The sequence below is a fragment of the Dellaglioa sp. CoH-55-MRSF-9 genome, from assembly GCF_056782155.1.
On the sequence record NZ_JBXAYG010000001.1, the window covers coordinates 41,806 to 60,441 of the forward strand.

The window sequence follows — 18,636 nt, forward strand, 5'->3', positions numbered from 1 at the left end:
TGATTTCAACTTTTTTAAACTATATAATATAGATTTTTGTTTCTAAAAATCGTTATAAAAAACAAATTTAACACCATCATAGCTGCCTTTCAAGAGAAAAATTTCAAATTCTTTTACACAAACGTTAATATATTGTTCTACATCCTCTTTTTTAAGTAAACCTGGAAAGTCTTCGATAGACATATCATCAAAATCAGCATCCAAGTCTTCAATAATTTCACTAATATCACGATCAATTATTTCGTTGACCCCAGTCGATAAGTATTTGTTATTTTTCAAAGTTACCAGTTTATATTGTTTTATCAGAATACCATTATAATAGTGAAAGTCTAAATAGAATCTTCGTAGCGCTTCATCCTTACTATAACTCATGTTTTCTAAAATATATTTTTTATAAACAGTTTTTAGCCAAATATCATCAGATATAAGATGAAGATAATATCCTAGTTGAAACGTATTCAAACATGTTCCATACTCCTCTAGAAACATGTTTGGAAACATATCATGTTCTCCATCTTCGCGTTTCACCATAAAGTGCGTAAGCTCTTTGGGTGTTCTCGAATTTTTGTTAACATCTGGAGTAATACTTCCAATTAAAAAATCATTTCCAAACCCATGCTTATTATTTATTACTTGTGCAATTGATAAATGCATTATTCTTGATCCCATTTGTCTAACATCCTTTTTTTACTGTGTGAGTATAATAATCTTGTAAGTATAATTTACTGTCATTTGCATAAAAACCCTCTTTAATCATGAGATGTGGCAACGCAACACAATTTTTCCCCATTGTAACACCTGGATATGTCATAGTGTAAGCTCCAATGCGACAGTGATCACCTATAATGGCTCCAAATTTTGAACTTGTTTTTAAATATGTTTTATCATCGAAAAAAATTTTTTTTGTTTTATGCCATCCAGTCGCGTCAATTTCATCATACAAGTTAAAGCTGGAAGTCGACGCATAAGCTGAAAAGTTTACATCACTTCCAATAAAAGACCGCGTTATTGTATTAAAGTGTGCAATATGCGTATCATCCAGAATCACACTATTAATAATCTCCGAGGAATGCCCAATTATAGTATTTTCCCCAATATAACAGCCACCTCGAATAAATGCACTTTTCCCAATCAATGCATTGTCTTTGATGACTGCTGGGCCTTTGATGTAAGCAAACCCCTGAATAATAACATTTTCACCGATATACACATTCCCCTCAATAATTGCACTCTTTGATATTTGGCTACTATTTGCAGTGTATGAATGATTTAATCTAGTTAGATCCACATAATTAAAATTATCCAAAAAATCAACAACAGTTTGCTTCAACATACCATTACGCAATCTCTCATCATTAACGTCTATAAAATTGTGTAAATCAACAACGTTCTTAGTTTTCATTATTTCCACCAGCTTTACTCAACTCTCCATTTAATAATTCCGTTTTAGTTCCAATCCAAGTTCTAATTGAGCTTAAACCATATTTATTGAACATATATTTTCTTTTCCTTAGCGTATATTTTTTAGCTTCTTCGGTGCTTACTGTATTTTTATTTTTTTCATGTGGATAGTGAACTGCAATCGCAGATCTATCAAGGATAAATCTAATATGATGCACAAATGCGTTAATAGCGAAATCTGCATCCTCTCCACCATAAGTTGTGTAAGCCTCATCGAATCCTCCGATTCTTTGATAGGCATCTTTTGATATTCCAATATTACATGACCAACCAATTACCCATGGTGCTGGCCACTTAGACAAATCATCTCCCATTGACTGGTATACTGATTCACGGCGATCATACGCATTTAAATTCAATAATACTTGAATCGTGCCATCGACATCCGCCGCATTAAAGTTATCAATAATTGCCTGTTTATATTTATCATGATCATCAAATCCCGCAACATAACCAATCACAAAACTATTTTCATTATTTACTAAAATTCTATGGTACTCACTCACAAATGTACTACAAACTGCAATACCAGCATCAATAAATACGAGATATTTACCCCCAGAGATATTTGCTCCAGCATTTCTCGCTTCAGAAACCTTAAATCCATTATCCGACTGATAATAGTACTTAATATTCAGTGATGTCTCAAATGCCTTAACAATTGAGATTGTTTCTTCAGACGATCCATCATCGACAACTATTACTTCAAAAGTCGTATTATTCAGTTTTTGTTTAAGTAGTGACTGCAAACTAATTTCAAGTAATTTATTCCGATTGTAGGTTGGAATGATTACGGATATATCAAAATTTTCCATTACTATGCGCTCCCTTTAAGACTAACTTAGTGCTATTATTTTCGTACAGCTTTAAAAACGGTGTGTAAACAACAAAAGACATAATGATAATTACGATTTGAAACACAACATATTTATAACTTCCTAGCAAAAAGCCTGAAATTAATGGTGGTGTTATCCACGGAAGAATGACACCGTTAAACGGCGGAATAACTCCATATAGAATACAAAGATATAAAGACATTCCGGTAATAACTGGAATAAAAATGAACGGTACTACCATGTATGGATTCAATACAATTGGTAGTCCAAAAACTATTGGTTCGTTAATATTAAATAAACAAGGTACAAAAGCACCTAATCCTAGCTTGCGATTACCTGACTCTTTTGAAAAAATAATCATTGATAGAATAAGCCCTATACTAATACCGCTTCCTGTCATAGTAATAAATTGATTTAAAAACTGTTGAGTTACTATATGCGCTCCATTCACTATTGTTAGATTATGGTGTGCTGCTATAATCGACTGGTTTTCAATAGTATTTGTCAATAAAATCGGTGTTATTACTCCACCAATAACGGAATTACCGTGAATGCCAAAAAACCAAAAAACTGAAATCAATGCCGAGATAGAAATCACACCAAAAAACGTGTCCGATAAGTTTTGTAAAGGAAGCTGCAAAAGAGTATAAATAGTCTCTACGAAGGTTCTTTTTATGATAAATTGAAATACAAATTGAACGACACCTATAACAATAAAACAACAAAACATCGGAATTAAAGACTCAAAAGCTATTCCAACATTACTCGGTAAATCTTTAAAAACTTTATTTCCAATCCTTAAGTTAACAATCTTTTCAAAGAAAATAGGGATGAGTATTCCGATTAACATCGCTGCAATAATCCCCTTGCTTCCAATCCAATCAATGGTTATATTCTTTACTATTTTTACATTTTCTGCTCCACAAAGAACTAAAAATGAAATTAGTGCGGTAATAGTTGTTTCTAGTTTTAATTTTTCGTTTTTAGTCATCGAAAAAGCAATTCCTAAACAACTTACTACACCTAAAATGTTGAACGAAAAAGTAATCAATCGATTCATTAAGACTTTCAAATCGGGATTAATATCAAATTGTACAAGAATAATGAAAATAGAACTTACAATTGTAATGGGGATGGTATATATCATCCCATCTTTGATTCCAGTCAAAATTCTGGAATTGAAGAAACGATTAGTTGCCGATGTAAGCGATTTCATTTATTCTACTTCTTTCTTCACATAATTACTTATATCACTGTATACATTTATTAAATATCTAGCAGCAGTCTTGACAGGCAACGGACTATCATTATAAGTAAATGACTTATTAATGCTTTGAAGCATTGTTATATCATTATAATCATCTCCGACAGAATACACATTATTAATATTTACTTTTTTTATGTTAACCAACCAATTAATTGCAGTACTCTTATCAATACCCACACGCGTAATGTCTAAGTATTTTCCATTGCGATTGAAATTCAATATTCTTTTCGTTGCTATTTTCTCACTTATAGCATTGATAATTTTAGTACTTGCTACGACAGTAATTGAACAAATATTATCCGAGCTAGGATTTAATTTATCGAAACTACGTAATTCATTGTCACTACTTGAAATCATAATTCGTTCGATTGAACTCAAGTATTTATTAATTATTTCTTTTATCGCATTGATCTGCTCCCCGTTCAGATAGAATGCTTTAATAATCTGACCTCTACTATCAATTACTATTGAGCCATTTGATGCTAGAGCGTAGTTAAACTCAGGTAGACCATATTTTTCTTTCGCATTGACTATCGATTTTGGAGATCTTCCGGTGGCCACAACAAAGAGATCATTTTCTTTGTTGTGTTTCGCAATAGTCTCTCTTGTATTCTTATCTACAAAGTCACCTCTCAAAATCGTTCCATCAAAATCACTAACTAGCATATTCATTTAATCACCCCTACATATTATTTCCGCGAACCAAATCTTTTTAACCCCCATATCATTTTTACTCCTACACAGTTCGCTACACCCACATTATTTACCTAATGTCTAGATATTTCAAGGGAATTTTTTTATATATGTTATTTTGAGATTTTGAATCAGTATTAAATAACCACTCGGTTCAATTTTAATACCGCTCAGATTTAAAGATTAACTGATTATTCTTTTAAAAAGGGCTCTTTGTCAACTGGTGTTGGTGGCGGAATACTAAGGTATTTGTCGAAAGACAGATGCCTTTTCTTATGCAAAATTAATTCAATTCGGGTAAAGAAATGCTGGTTATTTTTGAATCCATAACAATTACGTTTAAGGTAGATTGTGAAAAACTATAATCGTTTTCTATTTCTTCTTGTCTTATTATCATTGTTGCATCCTCCTTTCCATACTTTATTTATTACTTCAACACATATCGCGTATTGTCCCACAATATCACTGCTAGTTACGATCACAAACTACTCTACTTTATGCTATCCTATTTTAAAATCGGTTAAAAAAAAGTATATTGCAGGAATCTCTTTTTTAGTTGTTTTTATTTAAATGAACATCTAAGACAAATTTATTATGATTGCTCACAAATCTTGACGTCGAATATTCAAAGGCGCGGCCTTTTTGATCATAAGCGATTTGATCAATTACAAAAATTGGACTATCCAAGGAAACTTCTAAAACTTGACTAGTTTCTTTGTTTGCTGGTTCAGCATAAACCACTCGTCTTGCATCTGTTAACTGTAAGTTCGCGTGACTCCCTAAATAGTCATACACGGATCCTGATAATACCTTTTCATCGATAGGCGCAATTGAGACCGGCATCACTGAGTGCTCAAAACTATAGACCTTTTTATTAATCAATCTAACCCTTTTAATTTCATAAACTGGATCATTAGATAATATTTGTAGATTTTTTTGTTCTATTTCTGTTGGTAATCGGGCATTAAAATGTATTAATTTACTTGATATTTTTTGATCTCGATGTGAATATGTGACACCAACAGGTAAATCTAGAGGCAACATCTCCGTAGATTGACTATCCATTCTTGGTCGCACATACGTCCCTGACCCTTGCTTACTATAAACTAATCCTTCATCAATTAGTAAATTTAATGATTTTTTTAACGTTAATCTAGAAACTTGGTATTTTTCGGTTAATATTTCTTGAGTTGGCAGTAAAGCCCCGGCACGATAATGATTTGTTAAAATATCTCGTTTAATATCTGAGTATATTTCTCGATATCTGTACATTTGTCTACCTCATTTCTATACATTTGTATATACATATTATATTATATAATTTAATTTGTAAACACGTTTCATTTAAATATGTATTTACAAATTAAAAAGATGTTGTTATACTTTGTTTATAGAAAGCGCTTTCTATAAACAAAATTAAAAGGAGTCTTTATTATGCATTTTAACTTAGAAAAAATCCAGGGGCCACTCTTAAAAGTTTCAGCATGGGTTGAAAGAAATACCATTTTACAAGCTATTAAGAATGCCTTTGTTAGAACAATTCCGTTTACTGTTGTCGGATCATTCTCAAATCTAATCAAAATGGAACTTGATGCATTAATTAAAGCAAAAGATATTCATAATGTCATTTTAACAAGTATTAGTGACTTATTCGGCTACATTGGTACTGCTACTCTTGGTATTGTTGCACTAATCGTTGTTTTTTCATCAGCATACTCGTATGCAATGGAATTAAAAAAGGACGAAAAAAATAAAGGTTTAAATCCAATTATTGCCACATTATTGGCATTCGCAGCATACTTCGTCATGATTCCTAATAACGTTAACTTTTTGGATAGCAAAGCTAAAGTTGTTGAAGGTTTTTCAACTTCATTCTTTAGTTATGAAGGTATGTTTACAGCCTTAATTGTTGGAATGCTTGCCGTTTCGTTGTTCGCTCGATTCGCAAGAAGTAAGTTCACGATTAAAATGCCTGGTAACGTACCACAAAATGTTTTCGATTCATTTTTCTCATTAATTCCAATTTCCGAAGTACTTATTATTTTTGGTATCGTAAGAATTACAATACAGTCACTTGGCTATGTTTCATTAGTACAAATGATTGCTGATATTGTTATCTCACCAATGTTAAGCGTTGGTGTTGGGCTTCCAGCTATTATTATTGTTATTTTATTAGAACAAATCCTTTGGTTCCTTGGTTTACATGGTTTCAATATCGTCTGGGGCGTTATTTCAGCCTTCTGGTTACCACTATTCCTTAAAAACGTTGCAAAATTTGCTGAAACTCAAAGTTTTGCTGATATTTCAATTTCACCTAATACAATGACAAATGTTTACGCCATGATTGGTGGTTCTGGTGCAACATTTGGTTTAATTATTGCAATGCTGATTTTCACAAATAAAGGTGAAAAAGAGCGAGAAGTTGCAAAACTAGGTTTCATTCCAAGTTGTTTTGGTATTAATGAACCTGTTATTTTCGGTTTACCTATTGTTTTAAATCCACTAATGTTCATTCCATGGATTGTTGTACCTGTCACAAATGCAATTATTGCATATGTTGTAACTTCAATCGGTTGGGTTGTACCTCTTGTAGTTTTAAATTCTGGTAATGAACCTATTTTCATTAGCACTTGGGTATTAGGTGCATTCCATCTAAGCCCAGTCGTTTTAACTGCTGTTTTAGTTGTCTTAGATACTGCACTATATGCTCCATTTGTTATTATCAACCAACGCCATGAACGTGCAGAAGCAAGAAAATTGGATGCAGACATGGTTACAGAATAATCTGAATTTAATTCAAGAGAAGAAAGGGTGTTTCATTTGAAACAGATTCATGCAATCGCACATACTCATTGGGATTTTGAATGGTATTTTACACGTCAAGAGGCTCGAATTCAATTTGCCTTCCATATGGACGAAGCTTTTGAGGCATTATCTAAAAATGAACTAGATTATTATCTATTAGATGGACAGATGTCAATTATTGATGATTATCTAAATACAGCTCCAGAAAAAGAAGATCTTATCAAAAAATATGTTTCTATGGGTCGTTTACTCATTGGACCTTGGTATACTCAAATTGATGAAATGGTTACTTCTGGAGAATCTATTGTTCGCAATATCAGAATTGGATCAAAGCTAGCTGACAATTTAGGTGGCGTAATGAAAGTTGGGTATCTCCCAGATTCATTTGGACAAGGACAAGATATGCCAAAAATATATAATGGATTTGGTATTAATAGCACCGTTTTCTGGCGTGGGTTCCCTACAGAAAACGATTCCCGCTATTTTTACTGGACAAGTAATGACTCCTCCAAAGTTTTAGTTGCTAATATTAAAAATGGCTATTATGCAGGTGTAGATTTAGTTGAAAATGATAACTTTTTCGATTTAACGGAGAAAATCTCAACGAATACTACATCTGACAATCTTGTTTTACCAATTGGTGGCGACCAGCGAGCTATCGATCATAATTTAAAAGATAGACTTGCAACTGCTAATAGTGTTCTTTTACAATCTGATTCTGTTATTCAAGAAAGTACGTATCCAAAATTTTTTGATGCATTAGCTAAGGAGTCCAATTTACCATCATTTAATGGAGAATTCATTGATCCATCAGATTCTAAAATACATCGAGGAATCTATTCTTCTCGTTACGATTTAAAACAGCTTTACGATAAATTAGAACGGAGAATGACTTATGAAGTCGAGCCTTTAATGGCTATTGCTACACATCAGGGTATATCTGAAAAGCAAGGTTTAATTGATGATATTTGGAAGACTATTGCCCGTGGACAAGCTCATGATAGTTCCGGTGGCTGTAACAGTGATAAAACAAATCAAGATATCTTACATCGTGGAATTGTGGCAGATCAATTATCTCTTTCACTCAAAGATTATCTACTTCGTAAACTAAGTATTTCTATTTCAGATAAAAAACAATTAAATTTATTTGCTTGGAATCCACTTCCTTTACCAGTTAATGAAATTCGTGAATTCGAAGTTAGTACTTCTTTTGCTAATTTTAATCTTAAAACAATAGACGGCATTGATGTTCCTTTTGATATTATTTATCAAAAGGAAGAAAATGCAGCAGTTTTACGCCGTGATCAAACTGAAATGACTGATGATTTTTATTATATTACTAAAATTGCTTTTAAAACGATCATATCAGCTACAGATTGGACTGGCTACTGCATTCAGTCCGTCTCTGAAAACAACCCAGTAAATACATTAGAAGTATCTACTGATATTCAAAATGATTTCTACAAAATTTCTTTTGATGACGGGCAATTAAATCTTAAAACAAAGTTTGATAATCACTCATATTCTAATTTTATGACAATTGAAGATAGCGGTGATGAGGGTGATACGTATGACTACTCTCCTGCATTCAAAGATTGGTTATTAACTTTAGATTTTTCAAAATCTGATTCAATAACATTTAAATCAGGAAAATTATATCAAATTATGTCAATTACTGGTTCGTGGACCTTACCAATCAACTTAGAGGAGCGTGCACTAAAAACTAAAACTGGTCGATTAAATTATCAATTAACATTAACATTAACAAAAAATTCTAACGTTATTAAATTTAAGATGCACATTGATAATACTATTCTTGATCATCGTATGCGACTTATTTTAAATACACAATTAACGAATGTCGTTAGCTCGTTCGCAGATACCCCATTTGGTATCATTGAACGTCCTACTGAAGACAAACACCTTAAAGACTGGGAACAAATTGGTTATAAGGAAGAACCAACAAGTATGCGACCAATGATTCATTTCGCTAATTCACATAATAAAGAAGTAAGTTGGTCTTTTCTAACCTTAGGTACGAAAGATTTTCAATTAATTGATAAATCTTTTGATAAATTAGCGATTACATTGTTTAGAGGAGTAGGTTTCTTAGGACGTCCTGACTTAATGCGCCGTCCCTCAGATGCTTCAGGTCTACAAACAAAAATTGTATCAACTCCGGATAGTCAATTAAATAAAGAATTAATATTTGAAGGTGGGCTAGTTGTTGAAGCTGACTTCAAGCCTATTGAACTTCAAAATAAGCATCGCCAATTAAGTCAAAATGAACTTTTCTATCAAGATCAAATAATAAATCGCTTCTCAACACCTTTACAATATTTCATGATGAATCCAGCAAAGACTAACGTTAATCACAATTCAATTATGTCCGTTCAAAATTTAAAGGTCATTATGAGTAGTTTTTCAATATCAGATGATAAAACTGGATTTGAACTTCGTCTTTATAATCCAACTGATAACGTTATCAATCAACCTGGCAATCTCTCATTAAATACTACTTGTAACATTGCTGAACTCGATTTAAATGGTAAAGTTAGCCATTTCATTAATTCAAAAGTTACCACCGTTGATTTACTATCGTTTGGTCCAGGAGAAATTAGAACTTACGGTATCTTTCCAATTAAATAAGTAATTATGATAACTTACGATTTGAGGTATTTAAATGATAAATCAAGAAAAACTAATTAAACAAGTTACGGATTATTCAGAAACAATTTCACTTTCTTCAAAAAAATCTACTGCATTATTTCGTAATGTATTCATTGATACACTAACAAATACGGTTAAAGTACAAAATGATTCAGATATATTCATTGCTACAGGAGATATTCCTGCCATGTGGCTCAGAGATTCGACATTTCAGATACTACCTTATCTTTCACTAACAGATAAGATTCCAGAAATAACATATCTCATCCATGGCGTTATTAATCAACAACTTGCCTATATTAAACATGATCCTTATGCAAATGCATTTAACGAAACTAGTTCTGGTGCACACTACACAGTTGATAAATCAAATATTCCAATATCTGATCTCGTTTGGGAGAGAAAATTTGAAATTGATTCATTATGCGCCCCTATCCATTTGGCATCAGAACTTTATCAAAAATCTGGATATTCAAAACATTTAGACAGTAACTTTTGGCAAACTGTAAAGTTAATTGTGGATACCTTTATTACGGAACAACATCATGAAACTTCCGATTATATTTTTAATCGTTCTAATGGTCCCTCAACAGACACATTGAGTCATGGTGGTAAAGGTGCACCAATTGGGTATACAGGTATGGTTTGGAGTGGTTTCCGCCCAAGTGATGATGCCTGCTTATATGGTTATCATATTCCAGGTAATTGCTATATCATTTGTGTCCTAGATGAGTTGCTTACCTTATCTAAAACACAACCAGCTCCAGTCGAGCTACTTAAAAGAATAAGTCGTCTCCGATCTGAAGTTGAATCTGGAATTGAAAATTTTGGAATCGTATCAGCTCCAAATTCTAATGAAACTATTTTTGCCTATGAGGTTGATGGCTTAGGTAATATCAATTTAATGGACGATGCTAACGTACCTAGTCTATTATCTCTCCCATTTATTGGTTATATTTCACCTGATGACTCTATCTACCAAAAAACGCGTAAATTTATTCTGAGTGATCAAAATCCCTATTATTACTCGGGAAAATATTTAAAAGGGATTGGCAGTCCTCATACACCAAAGGAATATATTTGGCCGATTTCGTTAGCGATGGAGGGATTAACATCAAATAATCCGGAAATTATGCAAAATAATTTAGATATCATTAGTCAAACCGATGATGACACATTACAATGTCATGAAGGAATTAACGTTAATGACCCAAGTCAATTTACTAGAGACTGGTTTTCTTGGGCAAATATGACTTACTGTCAACTTGCTTTACGATATCTGAATATTTAATAATATAGTTAATTTAGAGTAGAGAAATCTACTCTTTTTTTAGGCTTATAACTAATTCAAATCAAAAAAATATTATCATTGAGTATGATAATATTTTTTAAGTATCTCTATTAATTCTTGTTCAACGCCAAGTACATCACTATCCGTCCCTAATCCAGTGATAATATATGTCTCCAGTGCTGAATTCAAATAATTTTTGCTCATAAAATTTGTAATAACTAAATCATAATTCTTAGTAGACTCGTAAACATCTATGTTGACTCGTAAATTAATATTTAATTCCCGACTGGCGTACATCATAAACATTTCCTTAACGCGCTCCTCAGTATTTAAATCCACACCTACCGTTAATAATTTTTCTTTTGCCAATAAACGCGCATTAAAAATTGACATAATCGTCTTGATAAATGAGTCACCATACCTTGAATAAAAGGCATACCATTCGGGATCGCCCTTCGATTCTTCAATCATTGCACTCATGGCATTTTTTACATTTTTAAGAACTAACTCATTATCTTTTCTAAGGCGATAATCTTCCATCATATCTGTACTAGCAGATTTTAAAACGCCGTGAAATAAAAAGGCTTCTGTACAAATTGGATATAAAGACTCACTTAAATCGCCTCCAGCAACCTGAATACCTAAGCTATTCTCAAAGCCATTTTCTAAAAATTCAACAGCTTGTTGCAATTTATTATTATTTTTACGATTAACGGCCACGAAATCATGGGCAACAAAGGTGCTCCATGGTACTGGCACAAAAGCCGTGGTCCAAGCGTAAAGTAGTGCACTTTCAAAATGAATATCAACTTTATGCTTAAACTCTTTAACAATTTCGCCAAATTCTTCTTCAACGCTATCGAACAAAGAATTATTTTTTATCATGTCTTCTAAAACAACTGAAATACTACGATTATCTTGATCGTTAACCATCATTCGTTGACTTGTTACTTTTAACCAAAGCTTTACTCTAACTAAACTACTATCATTCACATTAAAATCAAAATATTCCTCAAACCGTTGGATGACTGCCATAATAATGCCATTTTCACTTGATTGTTCGAATTTAAAATCAATTCCTAAAAACAATGAATAATAAAAAAAGCGAATTTGACTTTCGTTACCTAACATCACACCATGAGAAATTTTCACATGAAATTCTTCTAAAAGAGAATTTAATCGCTTAATCCTTCTAAAAATAGAAGCCTCACTGACATTTAATTTAGTATCTAGATTCTCAACTTTTGCATTACCTTTAGTATAAAAGGCCATTAAAATCTGATAATTTATCGATTTTTTTATATACCGATAAATCGTTTGATTAAAATTCATTTCGCCTTTACCTAATAATTGGACGTTATTTTTTGTAATAATCATGTAGGGTTCATCCCCGGAATTTAAATCTTTATCCAATTGTTGTAAAGCAACTTTTACAGCCGTTTCAGAAACATTTAATTGCTCACGTAATCGTTTTCTTGATAAACCAGTTTCGTTCAAAGCTAATATTTAAATAATTTCGCAAATTAGCCATTCTTGTTTATCGAGAATGTTTTTCTTGTACAAATGCTTACCTCCGAGTATTTCCAATCATTAACATAAATATTTTTTTGAGTTAAATTTTTATCCCCAATACCATACTTAAAAAATAACTTATTCCCCAGAATTATTATCCTCTTTATGTTAACATTTAACCTATTTCATGTCATTTTTTATTCTAATTTCTCTCCAAATACTAACGATATCTTATCTATCATTTAACTTGACATCTAAGTTAAATTAATTCAATTTCCTACTAAAATAACCCTTAACCAGGAAAGTTTCTTGGTTAAGATCTATTATTTGAAGATGACGATCTACCATGGACAATTCTAATTTATTACTATCCAATTTAAAGTTATCGAAAAATTTAAAACCTAAAATAATTGAAATTAATTTAACTAAAGAATACAAAGACAGAAAAATTGTGCATTCTATAAAAAAATAACATAATCCATTATTAATCATTATCATTTATAATTGAATAATTCTAAGAATTGATTTTGATAATTTCTCACGTTTCTCATCTGTTAACGTACTAAAATATTGTAATAATTCTAAAGTAGGTATATCCGAAAACTGTTGCCTACTAAAGAAGTCTGACAATTCCAATTCTAGCGCACTGGCAATATCAGATAATTTATTAATACTGATATTAGCAACGTCCCCTCGTTCAATTCTAGAAATCAAACTAATAGAAACGTTAGACTTTTCAGCAAGCTGCTCAATTGTTAGACTAAGTGCCTTACGTTTTTTTCGAATTAACTGACTTATCGTTTTAACCATTAACTTTCTCCAATCACGAATCTTATTTTACAATAAGTGAAATCAAAGAAAGCTTAAAGATTTTTAAAAACGTTAATTTTAGCAAAAAGCATATTATTATACTTGTTATCATTATAATAAGAATTATATAAACCATATTTAAGTGATCTAAATTTGATTTTTACTAGCATATGAAATGGTACCATATTACTCAAAAGTGCTGCCTAAATCTAGTAATTAAAATAATTGTTACAAAAAAAGTTATCAACTTAATGATAACTTTTCATTTTGTTTATAATTAATCGTTTAAGTTATAACGTAATTTCATTTGTTCGGAACCAGATATAACCATTTCACCTAACAATTGTGTTTGACGTTTTAATGATTCTGTAGCTAACTTATTATTCATTTCTTCTAAAAATGCTGTGATATTTGCTTGTGAACTAACTGCCTTATCAGCAACATTTTGAATTTCATGGTAAGCACTCATTGCTTCAAGTTCAAATGTATTTCGCATATCTACGTAGAAGTCATAATTCGTATCGCCCAACAATGCAGTTGTACAACTGAGCCAATACATATTATTTAAATCAAATTCACCTGTCGCATTTTTATATGATTCTGGTGTGTCATTAACGTTCGCATAGAATGGCACAATTGTATTAAACGTATTTGCACCATAAGCTAACCAGTGAATCCCAGCAATCTCATCAGGTACATCATTACGAACTTGTAATAAATGTACATTATGATTACGGTTAATCCCAATTGGACGGAATCGTGTTTTAATATCTTCTGGCGCACTACCATAAGGATCGTATTCCGTATTTTCAAAATGTGCACTCAAAACAAATTTAACATCTTCAATTGAAATTTTACGATTTGCATGACAAATGAAAGGTAAGTCTTGATCCATTGGATCTTGAATAATTTCAGGATTGAAATATTGTTGACCGTACCATGTACGGGGATTATTGTAGACCGTATCTTTAATTGATGCACTACCAAAGATATGACGTAAATTGTAACCCTCAAAATCAGGATTTAACTTATTATTATCAATTAAGACTTTTAAATCTTCAGAACAAAGTGTGTCTTCTGAATCAAAATCAAACATATCAATATTTCGACGGTTAGGTGCAACAACATAAGCGTCATCCGGAATACGAACAGCTGCCCAATGATGGCCACCGATTGTTTCAAGCCACCAAACACTATCATTATCGGAAAATGCGATACCATTTGGTTCATATGTGCCATGTGTTAAGAGTAAATCGCCTAAACGTTCAACCCCTTCTTTAGCACTATGAATATATGGTAAGACGAGCGTTACAAGATCTTCTTCACCAATTCCACCAGCAGCATAAGGATCAAGCCCTTGAATACGTGGATTACTTGTAATTGTTTCTGTAGCAGACATCGTTACATTATCACTATTGATACCCGCTGCAGGCCAAATTCCGTTTGTTAAAAGTGAGTTTGGAATTGAGGTATAACGCATTGGATTATCTGGTAATTCTACCTTTACACCACTAATAACAGATTGATAATTACGTGGTTGATCTTCAGGTTGTACAACAACAAAACGTTGTGGATCTAAAGCTTCATGCCCATCATCATTTCGAGAAATCATTGTTGAACCGTCGATTGAAGCATTTTTACCAACTAAAATTGATGTACAAGAACCTTGAACTCTTTTTGTCATTTTCCACACACTCCTTATTGATTTTATACTAATAGTATAGCGGTTTTAGCGGTAAATTAAAAGCAGTCTTAACCCCATTTTTGGCGTTAAGACTGGCTCTACAATTTCGTTGACTAAAACTAATTGAAAGCGGTGAAAGGTATGTCCCATACCTGTATTATACAAAATTTGCGCAAGACCTATAATTTGAATAATTTTGTCATAAAGATATTAAAATCATATGAAAAGGAAAATGATATTGACTGTGACGCTACGGTACATCATATACTGACGGTAGTATACATTTTAAATAACAAAAATTATTGATGAATTTAACTGTCCTAGTTGTTTATTCACCTATCTTTGCGTAAATATTTAGGACGTATGGCTACCAACCTTATAAATAACAGAATACTCTGGTGAAAACATGAATTTATCTGAATTAGTACTATACGCCAAGGAAAAATATAATATTATCGAACAATACAAATGGCCTAAATTCCCTAGTTTTTCGGTGTTGGTAGATCCCAGCACAAATAAATGGGTGGCTGTTTTGATGCGTCAAAAAAACGCTACTTCTGGTGATAATATCGAGCGTTGTGACATCAAATACGCACAGGAAATACCAACTGATATTTTACCGTCTTACCTTTCGTCACCTTTTCGAATGCGCGGTCCGAAGTGGTTAGGCGTCCATTTTGACGACAGCACAGACCCAGATGTTATATATCGTATTTTTGATAATGCACTTGAAAAGAACGAACAAAGCGGTAATACGATTGTTCTAAACGCCGAACCTGAACCTATACAACAGCAACAATACCACGCGGTTCCTCTGACGTTTAAGGGAATGACTTCTGATGTCAAAGAAAATAAAATTCCTGAAAAAATGATAAAAATGAGCCAACTCTATGCTTACGGTGATAACTCTTTCAAGCAAAAATGCCGGAATTTTTATGTCCAAGGACAATTTATGGCCGACTACGAAGATGTTTTCTCCTACAATGTCGACATACACCGCTACTTTACAACCTACCATGATCTTGGTTTGAAACAATTACGCGGCTATTTTAGTTGGCGAACAAACATCCGAAAAGGCATTTATAAAAAAATCACGACCTCACTTGCATACCTATATTTGTATGAGTTGGTTAATGGCATAGGCACATCATCCGTGATAGACAGCCTACAAAAAATAAAAGCATTTGAAATCAATTATCTGGACTCCGGTATTGGAGATAATCGTATACGCTTAAACAGCCATAAATGGTTGTTTGAACTAGCAGTAATAAATGGTATAGAACCAGACACGACGTATCAGTACGCTGATACCGAAAAATTACAAAGAGATAATGCAATCATGATTTTAGGTGATCCAGAAAAGCATGAAGACAAAGCAGTATTTGATGCGCTTTGTCTTTTTGGAAGACATAAAATTTTGGCATCAGCTGTCCTTAAAAAACATGAAAAACACGGCACACAGTTATTCGCTCAAGTGTGGCGAACAGCTATAAAAATGGATAATAACTTATTTTCTGCGTGCTTTGGCACAATACATTCTCATCTTTGGTACCCTCTAGGCAACGCCGTATATTACCAAGTAACGCCACAACAGCCACTTATATACAAGTTGAATGATATCCGAAAATATACCTACAAAGATAATGCGTGGTACGAACAGAGTTACCAAAAATTTAACTTTCATCAAGAAAAGTTAGATGGTCTTTTGCGTGAAACAGATCGTATGTTACGACTTTATTTAAAAACTGGTTATCCTTTAAAAGCACGAGATGCAGAAACCTGGGCAGCACCGTACGTTAAAACTGTCATTGCAGCTGACCGTGATTCTCGTTTGAAAGCAGATAAGCCTAAGGTTACCATTCAATTTTCAAATTTAGATAAAATTAGAAGCGATGCGTTTGAAACACGAGACAGTTTGTTAACTGACGAAGAAAAAGATACTTCTGAAAACGTATTACCAAAGCATAATAACATATTGCCATCCACTGAACAGACTGGCCTCGAAAAAATACCTGTTATTGATTCAGAGCCTACGCTGTCACTAAGCAAGACCCAGTTAGAATTATTAAGCTTATTAGTTCGAGGCGAATCTGTCACAGACATGATCCGTGATATGCATGGCATGCCTGAAGTGATTACCGACACGTTAAATGAAACGCTTTTTGATGACATCGGCGACTCAGCTCTACAATGTGACGGCGATACCATCTTTCTTATTGAAGACTATCGGGACGATTTAATTGAAATAATTAGGAGAAATATGAAATGACAAAACAAACTCAAAAAGTACCAAAGCGCATTGCACAAACAGTATTAAATTCCTTAAAGGGTGGTGTTGTCCCTAGAATTGGACTACCTTACGTTACGGTGGGTAGAAAAAATGAAATTCAGGCACTTTTACACGATGTCGATATCATATCAGAAGGCGGTGCATCTTTTCGCTTCGTTGTTGGTAGATATGGCTCAGGTAAAAGTTTTCTGATGCAAACGATTCGTAATTACGTGATGAACAGTGGCTTTATTGTTGTCGATGCAGATTTATCACCAGAACGACGTCTTCAAGGATCAAAAGGTCAAGGTCTTGCAACCTATCGCGAATTAATTAGTAATCTATCTACAAAAACAAAACCTGAAGGTGGTGCACTTAACTTAATTTTGGATCGTTGGATTAGCAGCGTTCAAACAAAAGCAGCCAGCGACAGTGGCCTAACCCCAGGTGATCCTCGGTTGACTGCGATGGTAGATCAAAATATTTACACAGTCACTTCCTCAGTCAGTGAACTTGTATACGGCTTTGAATTTGCTAAATTACTTTCTTCCTATTATCATGCCTATGTCAACGCCGACGATGAACTGAAAGCAAAAGTCATCCGCTGGTTCCGTGGGGAATATGCTTTAAAACGTGAAGCCAAAAAGGACTTAGATATTAATATTATTATTACAGATGATAATTGGTATGAATATTTAAAACTTTTCGCTGCTTTCTTTAGATTAGCTGGTTATTCTGGCATGCTAATTATGATTGACGAGCTGGTAAATATCTATAAGATTCCAAATAGTATCACGCGTCAATATAATTATGAAAAACTGTTAACGATGTACAATGACACACTGCAAGGTAAAGCTAAATATCTTGGTATCATCATGGGAACTACTCCACAAGCTATAGAAGATAAACGTCGCGGTGTTTATAGTTATGAGGCCCTGCGTTCTCGTCTAGCTGAAGGTAAGTTTTCAAAACCAGGCGCTAGAGATTTGTTGGCCCCGGTCATCAAGTTAGAACCATTAACAGCTGAAGAGATGCTAATTCTATGTGAAAAGTTGGCTATTATGCATGCAGATCTCTATAGTTATGAAAAAAAGATGACAGACGATAACCTCGCCACCTTTATCCGAATTGAATATGAACGCATCGGAGCAGATTTAAATATTACCCCACGCGAGATTATCCGTGATTTCATTGAGGTATTAGACATTTTATATCAAAATCCAAATCTATCCATTGACACAATATTTGATTCTGATGAGTTTTCTTATGCCAAATCAGAGGCTGTTTCTAACAAAGTGGCTGACAATTTTTCTGAATTTACAATTTGAGAGGTATTCA

Annotated in this window: 14 protein-coding genes; 5 read left to right on the forward strand and 9 right to left on the reverse strand. The window is 33.0% G+C overall.

Translation table 11 applies throughout. The annotated features are described in order from the left end of the window. Positions 1-42: 42 nt before the first annotated feature. The 6 genes from AC1RPV_RS00205 to AC1RPV_RS00230 form a co-directional block, all read right to left on the reverse strand. Positions 43-669, reverse strand: coding sequence for a hypothetical protein (locus tag AC1RPV_RS00205; RefSeq protein ID WP_481760877.1), 627 nt, complete (start codon positions 667-669; stop codon positions 43-45). Between the two features lie 4 nt (positions 670-673). Continuing rightward, a complete protein-coding gene (locus AC1RPV_RS00210; protein WP_481760878.1) occupies positions 674-1,402 on the reverse strand; it encodes a DapH/DapD/GlmU-related protein in 729 nt (242 codons plus the stop codon). Further along, positions 1,392-2,276 carry a glycosyltransferase gene (locus AC1RPV_RS00215; RefSeq protein WP_481760879.1) on the reverse strand — a complete coding sequence of 295 codons (885 nt, stop codon included), beginning with the start codon at positions 2,274-2,276 and terminating at the stop codon, positions 1,392-1,394. Before AC1RPV_RS00215 ends, AC1RPV_RS00210 begins: the two co-directional genes overlap by 11 nt. Further along, the gene (locus AC1RPV_RS00220; protein WP_481760880.1) at positions 2,263-3,513 is read right to left on the reverse strand and encodes a PTS sugar transporter subunit IIC; all 1,251 of its coding nucleotides are present in this window, start codon (positions 3,511-3,513) and stop codon (positions 2,263-2,265) included. Before AC1RPV_RS00220 ends, AC1RPV_RS00215 begins: the two co-directional genes overlap by 14 nt. After that, the gene (locus AC1RPV_RS00225) at positions 3,514-4,236 is read right to left on the reverse strand and encodes an HAD-IIB family hydrolase (protein ID WP_481760881.1); all 723 of its coding nucleotides are present in this window, start codon (positions 4,234-4,236) and stop codon (positions 3,514-3,516) included. It abuts the gene before it with no gap. 573 nt (positions 4,237-4,809) lie between these two features. Continuing rightward, the gene (locus AC1RPV_RS00230) at positions 4,810-5,529 is read right to left on the reverse strand and encodes a GntR family transcriptional regulator (protein WP_481760882.1); all 720 of its coding nucleotides are present in this window, start codon (positions 5,527-5,529) and stop codon (positions 4,810-4,812) included. Between the two features lie 162 nt (positions 5,530-5,691). Here AC1RPV_RS00230 and AC1RPV_RS00235 point away from each other — a divergent pair, with 162 nt between their 5' ends. From AC1RPV_RS00235 to AC1RPV_RS00245, 3 genes are read left to right on the forward strand one after another with little or no spacing between them, the layout of a single operon-like run. After that, positions 5,692-7,041, forward strand: coding sequence for a PTS sugar transporter subunit IIC (locus AC1RPV_RS00235; RefSeq protein WP_481760883.1), 1,350 nt, complete (start codon positions 5,692-5,694; stop codon positions 7,039-7,041). Between the two features lie 36 nt (positions 7,042-7,077). After that, entirely contained in the window at positions 7,078-9,711 is a 2,634-nt protein-coding gene (locus AC1RPV_RS00240) for a glycoside hydrolase family 38 N-terminal domain-containing protein (RefSeq protein WP_481760884.1), read from the forward strand. A gap of 34 nt (positions 9,712-9,745) precedes the next feature. Then, a complete protein-coding gene (locus AC1RPV_RS00245) occupies positions 9,746-11,023 on the forward strand; it encodes a glycoside hydrolase family 125 protein (RefSeq protein WP_481760885.1) in 1,278 nt (425 codons plus the stop codon). Between the two features lie 75 nt (positions 11,024-11,098). Here the strand turns inward: AC1RPV_RS00245 and AC1RPV_RS00250 are convergent, their stop codons facing one another. The 3 genes from AC1RPV_RS00250 to AC1RPV_RS00260 form a co-directional block, all read right to left on the reverse strand. Continuing rightward, on the reverse strand, positions 11,099-12,520 hold the full coding sequence (locus AC1RPV_RS00250) for an AcpB/EbpR/MafR family transcriptional regulator (protein ID WP_481760886.1): 1,422 nt from the start codon (positions 12,518-12,520) through the stop codon (positions 11,099-11,101). A gap of 513 nt (positions 12,521-13,033) precedes the next feature. Then, the gene (locus AC1RPV_RS00255; RefSeq protein ID WP_481760887.1) at positions 13,034-13,345 is read right to left on the reverse strand and encodes a helix-turn-helix domain-containing protein; all 312 of its coding nucleotides are present in this window, start codon (positions 13,343-13,345) and stop codon (positions 13,034-13,036) included. 277 nt (positions 13,346-13,622) lie between these two features. After that, positions 13,623-15,029 carry a C69 family dipeptidase gene (locus AC1RPV_RS00260; protein ID WP_481760888.1) on the reverse strand — a complete coding sequence of 469 codons (1,407 nt, stop codon included), beginning with the start codon at positions 15,027-15,029 and terminating at the stop codon, positions 13,623-13,625. A 406-nt stretch (positions 15,030-15,435) separates the two neighbouring features. Here AC1RPV_RS00260 and AC1RPV_RS00265 point away from each other — a divergent pair, with 406 nt between their 5' ends. Both AC1RPV_RS00265 and AC1RPV_RS00270 read left to right on the forward strand, forming a co-directional pair. Continuing rightward, positions 15,436-17,298, forward strand: a complete 1,863-nt coding sequence (locus tag AC1RPV_RS00265; protein WP_481760889.1) for a TerB N-terminal domain-containing protein — start codon at positions 15,436-15,438, stop codon at positions 17,296-17,298. Beyond that, a complete protein-coding gene (locus AC1RPV_RS00270) occupies positions 17,295-18,626 on the forward strand; it encodes an ATP-binding protein (RefSeq protein ID WP_481760890.1) in 1,332 nt (443 codons plus the stop codon). The genes AC1RPV_RS00265 and AC1RPV_RS00270 overlap by 4 nt, the downstream gene beginning before the upstream one ends. The last annotated feature ends 10 nt before the right edge of the window (positions 18,627-18,636 follow it).

What these genes read in the sequence shown, in the direction of transcription:
- AC1RPV_RS00205 (WP_481760877.1), bottom strand. Translation starts at nt 669, where the DNA reads ATGGGATCAAGAATAATGCATTTATCAATTGCACAAGTAATAAATAAT.
- AC1RPV_RS00210 (WP_481760878.1), bottom strand. Translation starts at nt 1,402, where the DNA reads ATGAAAACTAAGAACGTTGTTGATTTACACAATTTTATAGACGTTAAT.
- AC1RPV_RS00215 (WP_481760879.1), bottom strand. Translation starts at nt 2,276, where the DNA reads ATGGAAAATTTTGATATATCCGTAATCATTCCAACCTACAATCGGAAT.
- AC1RPV_RS00220 (WP_481760880.1), bottom strand. Translation starts at nt 3,513, where the DNA reads ATGAAATCGCTTACATCGGCAACTAATCGTTTCTTCAATTCCAGAATT.
- AC1RPV_RS00225 (WP_481760881.1), bottom strand. Translation starts at nt 4,236, where the DNA reads ATGAATATGCTAGTTAGTGATTTTGATGGAACGATTTTGAGAGGTGAC.
- AC1RPV_RS00230 (WP_481760882.1), bottom strand. Translation starts at nt 5,529, where the DNA reads ATGTACAGATATCGAGAAATATACTCAGATATTAAACGAGATATTTTA.
- AC1RPV_RS00235 (WP_481760883.1), top strand. Translation starts at nt 5,692, where the DNA reads ATGCATTTTAACTTAGAAAAAATCCAGGGGCCACTCTTAAAAGTTTCA.
- AC1RPV_RS00245 (WP_481760885.1), top strand. Translation starts at nt 9,746, where the DNA reads ATGATAAATCAAGAAAAACTAATTAAACAAGTTACGGATTATTCAGAA.
- AC1RPV_RS00255 (WP_481760887.1), bottom strand. Translation starts at nt 13,345, where the DNA reads ATGGTTAAAACGATAAGTCAGTTAATTCGAAAAAAACGTAAGGCACTT.
- AC1RPV_RS00260 (WP_481760888.1), bottom strand. Translation starts at nt 15,029, where the DNA reads ATGACAAAAAGAGTTCAAGGTTCTTGTACATCAATTTTAGTTGGTAAA.
- AC1RPV_RS00265 (WP_481760889.1), top strand. Translation starts at nt 15,436, where the DNA reads ATGAATTTATCTGAATTAGTACTATACGCCAAGGAAAAATATAATATT.
- AC1RPV_RS00270 (WP_481760890.1), top strand. Translation starts at nt 17,295, where the DNA reads ATGACAAAACAAACTCAAAAAGTACCAAAGCGCATTGCACAAACAGTA.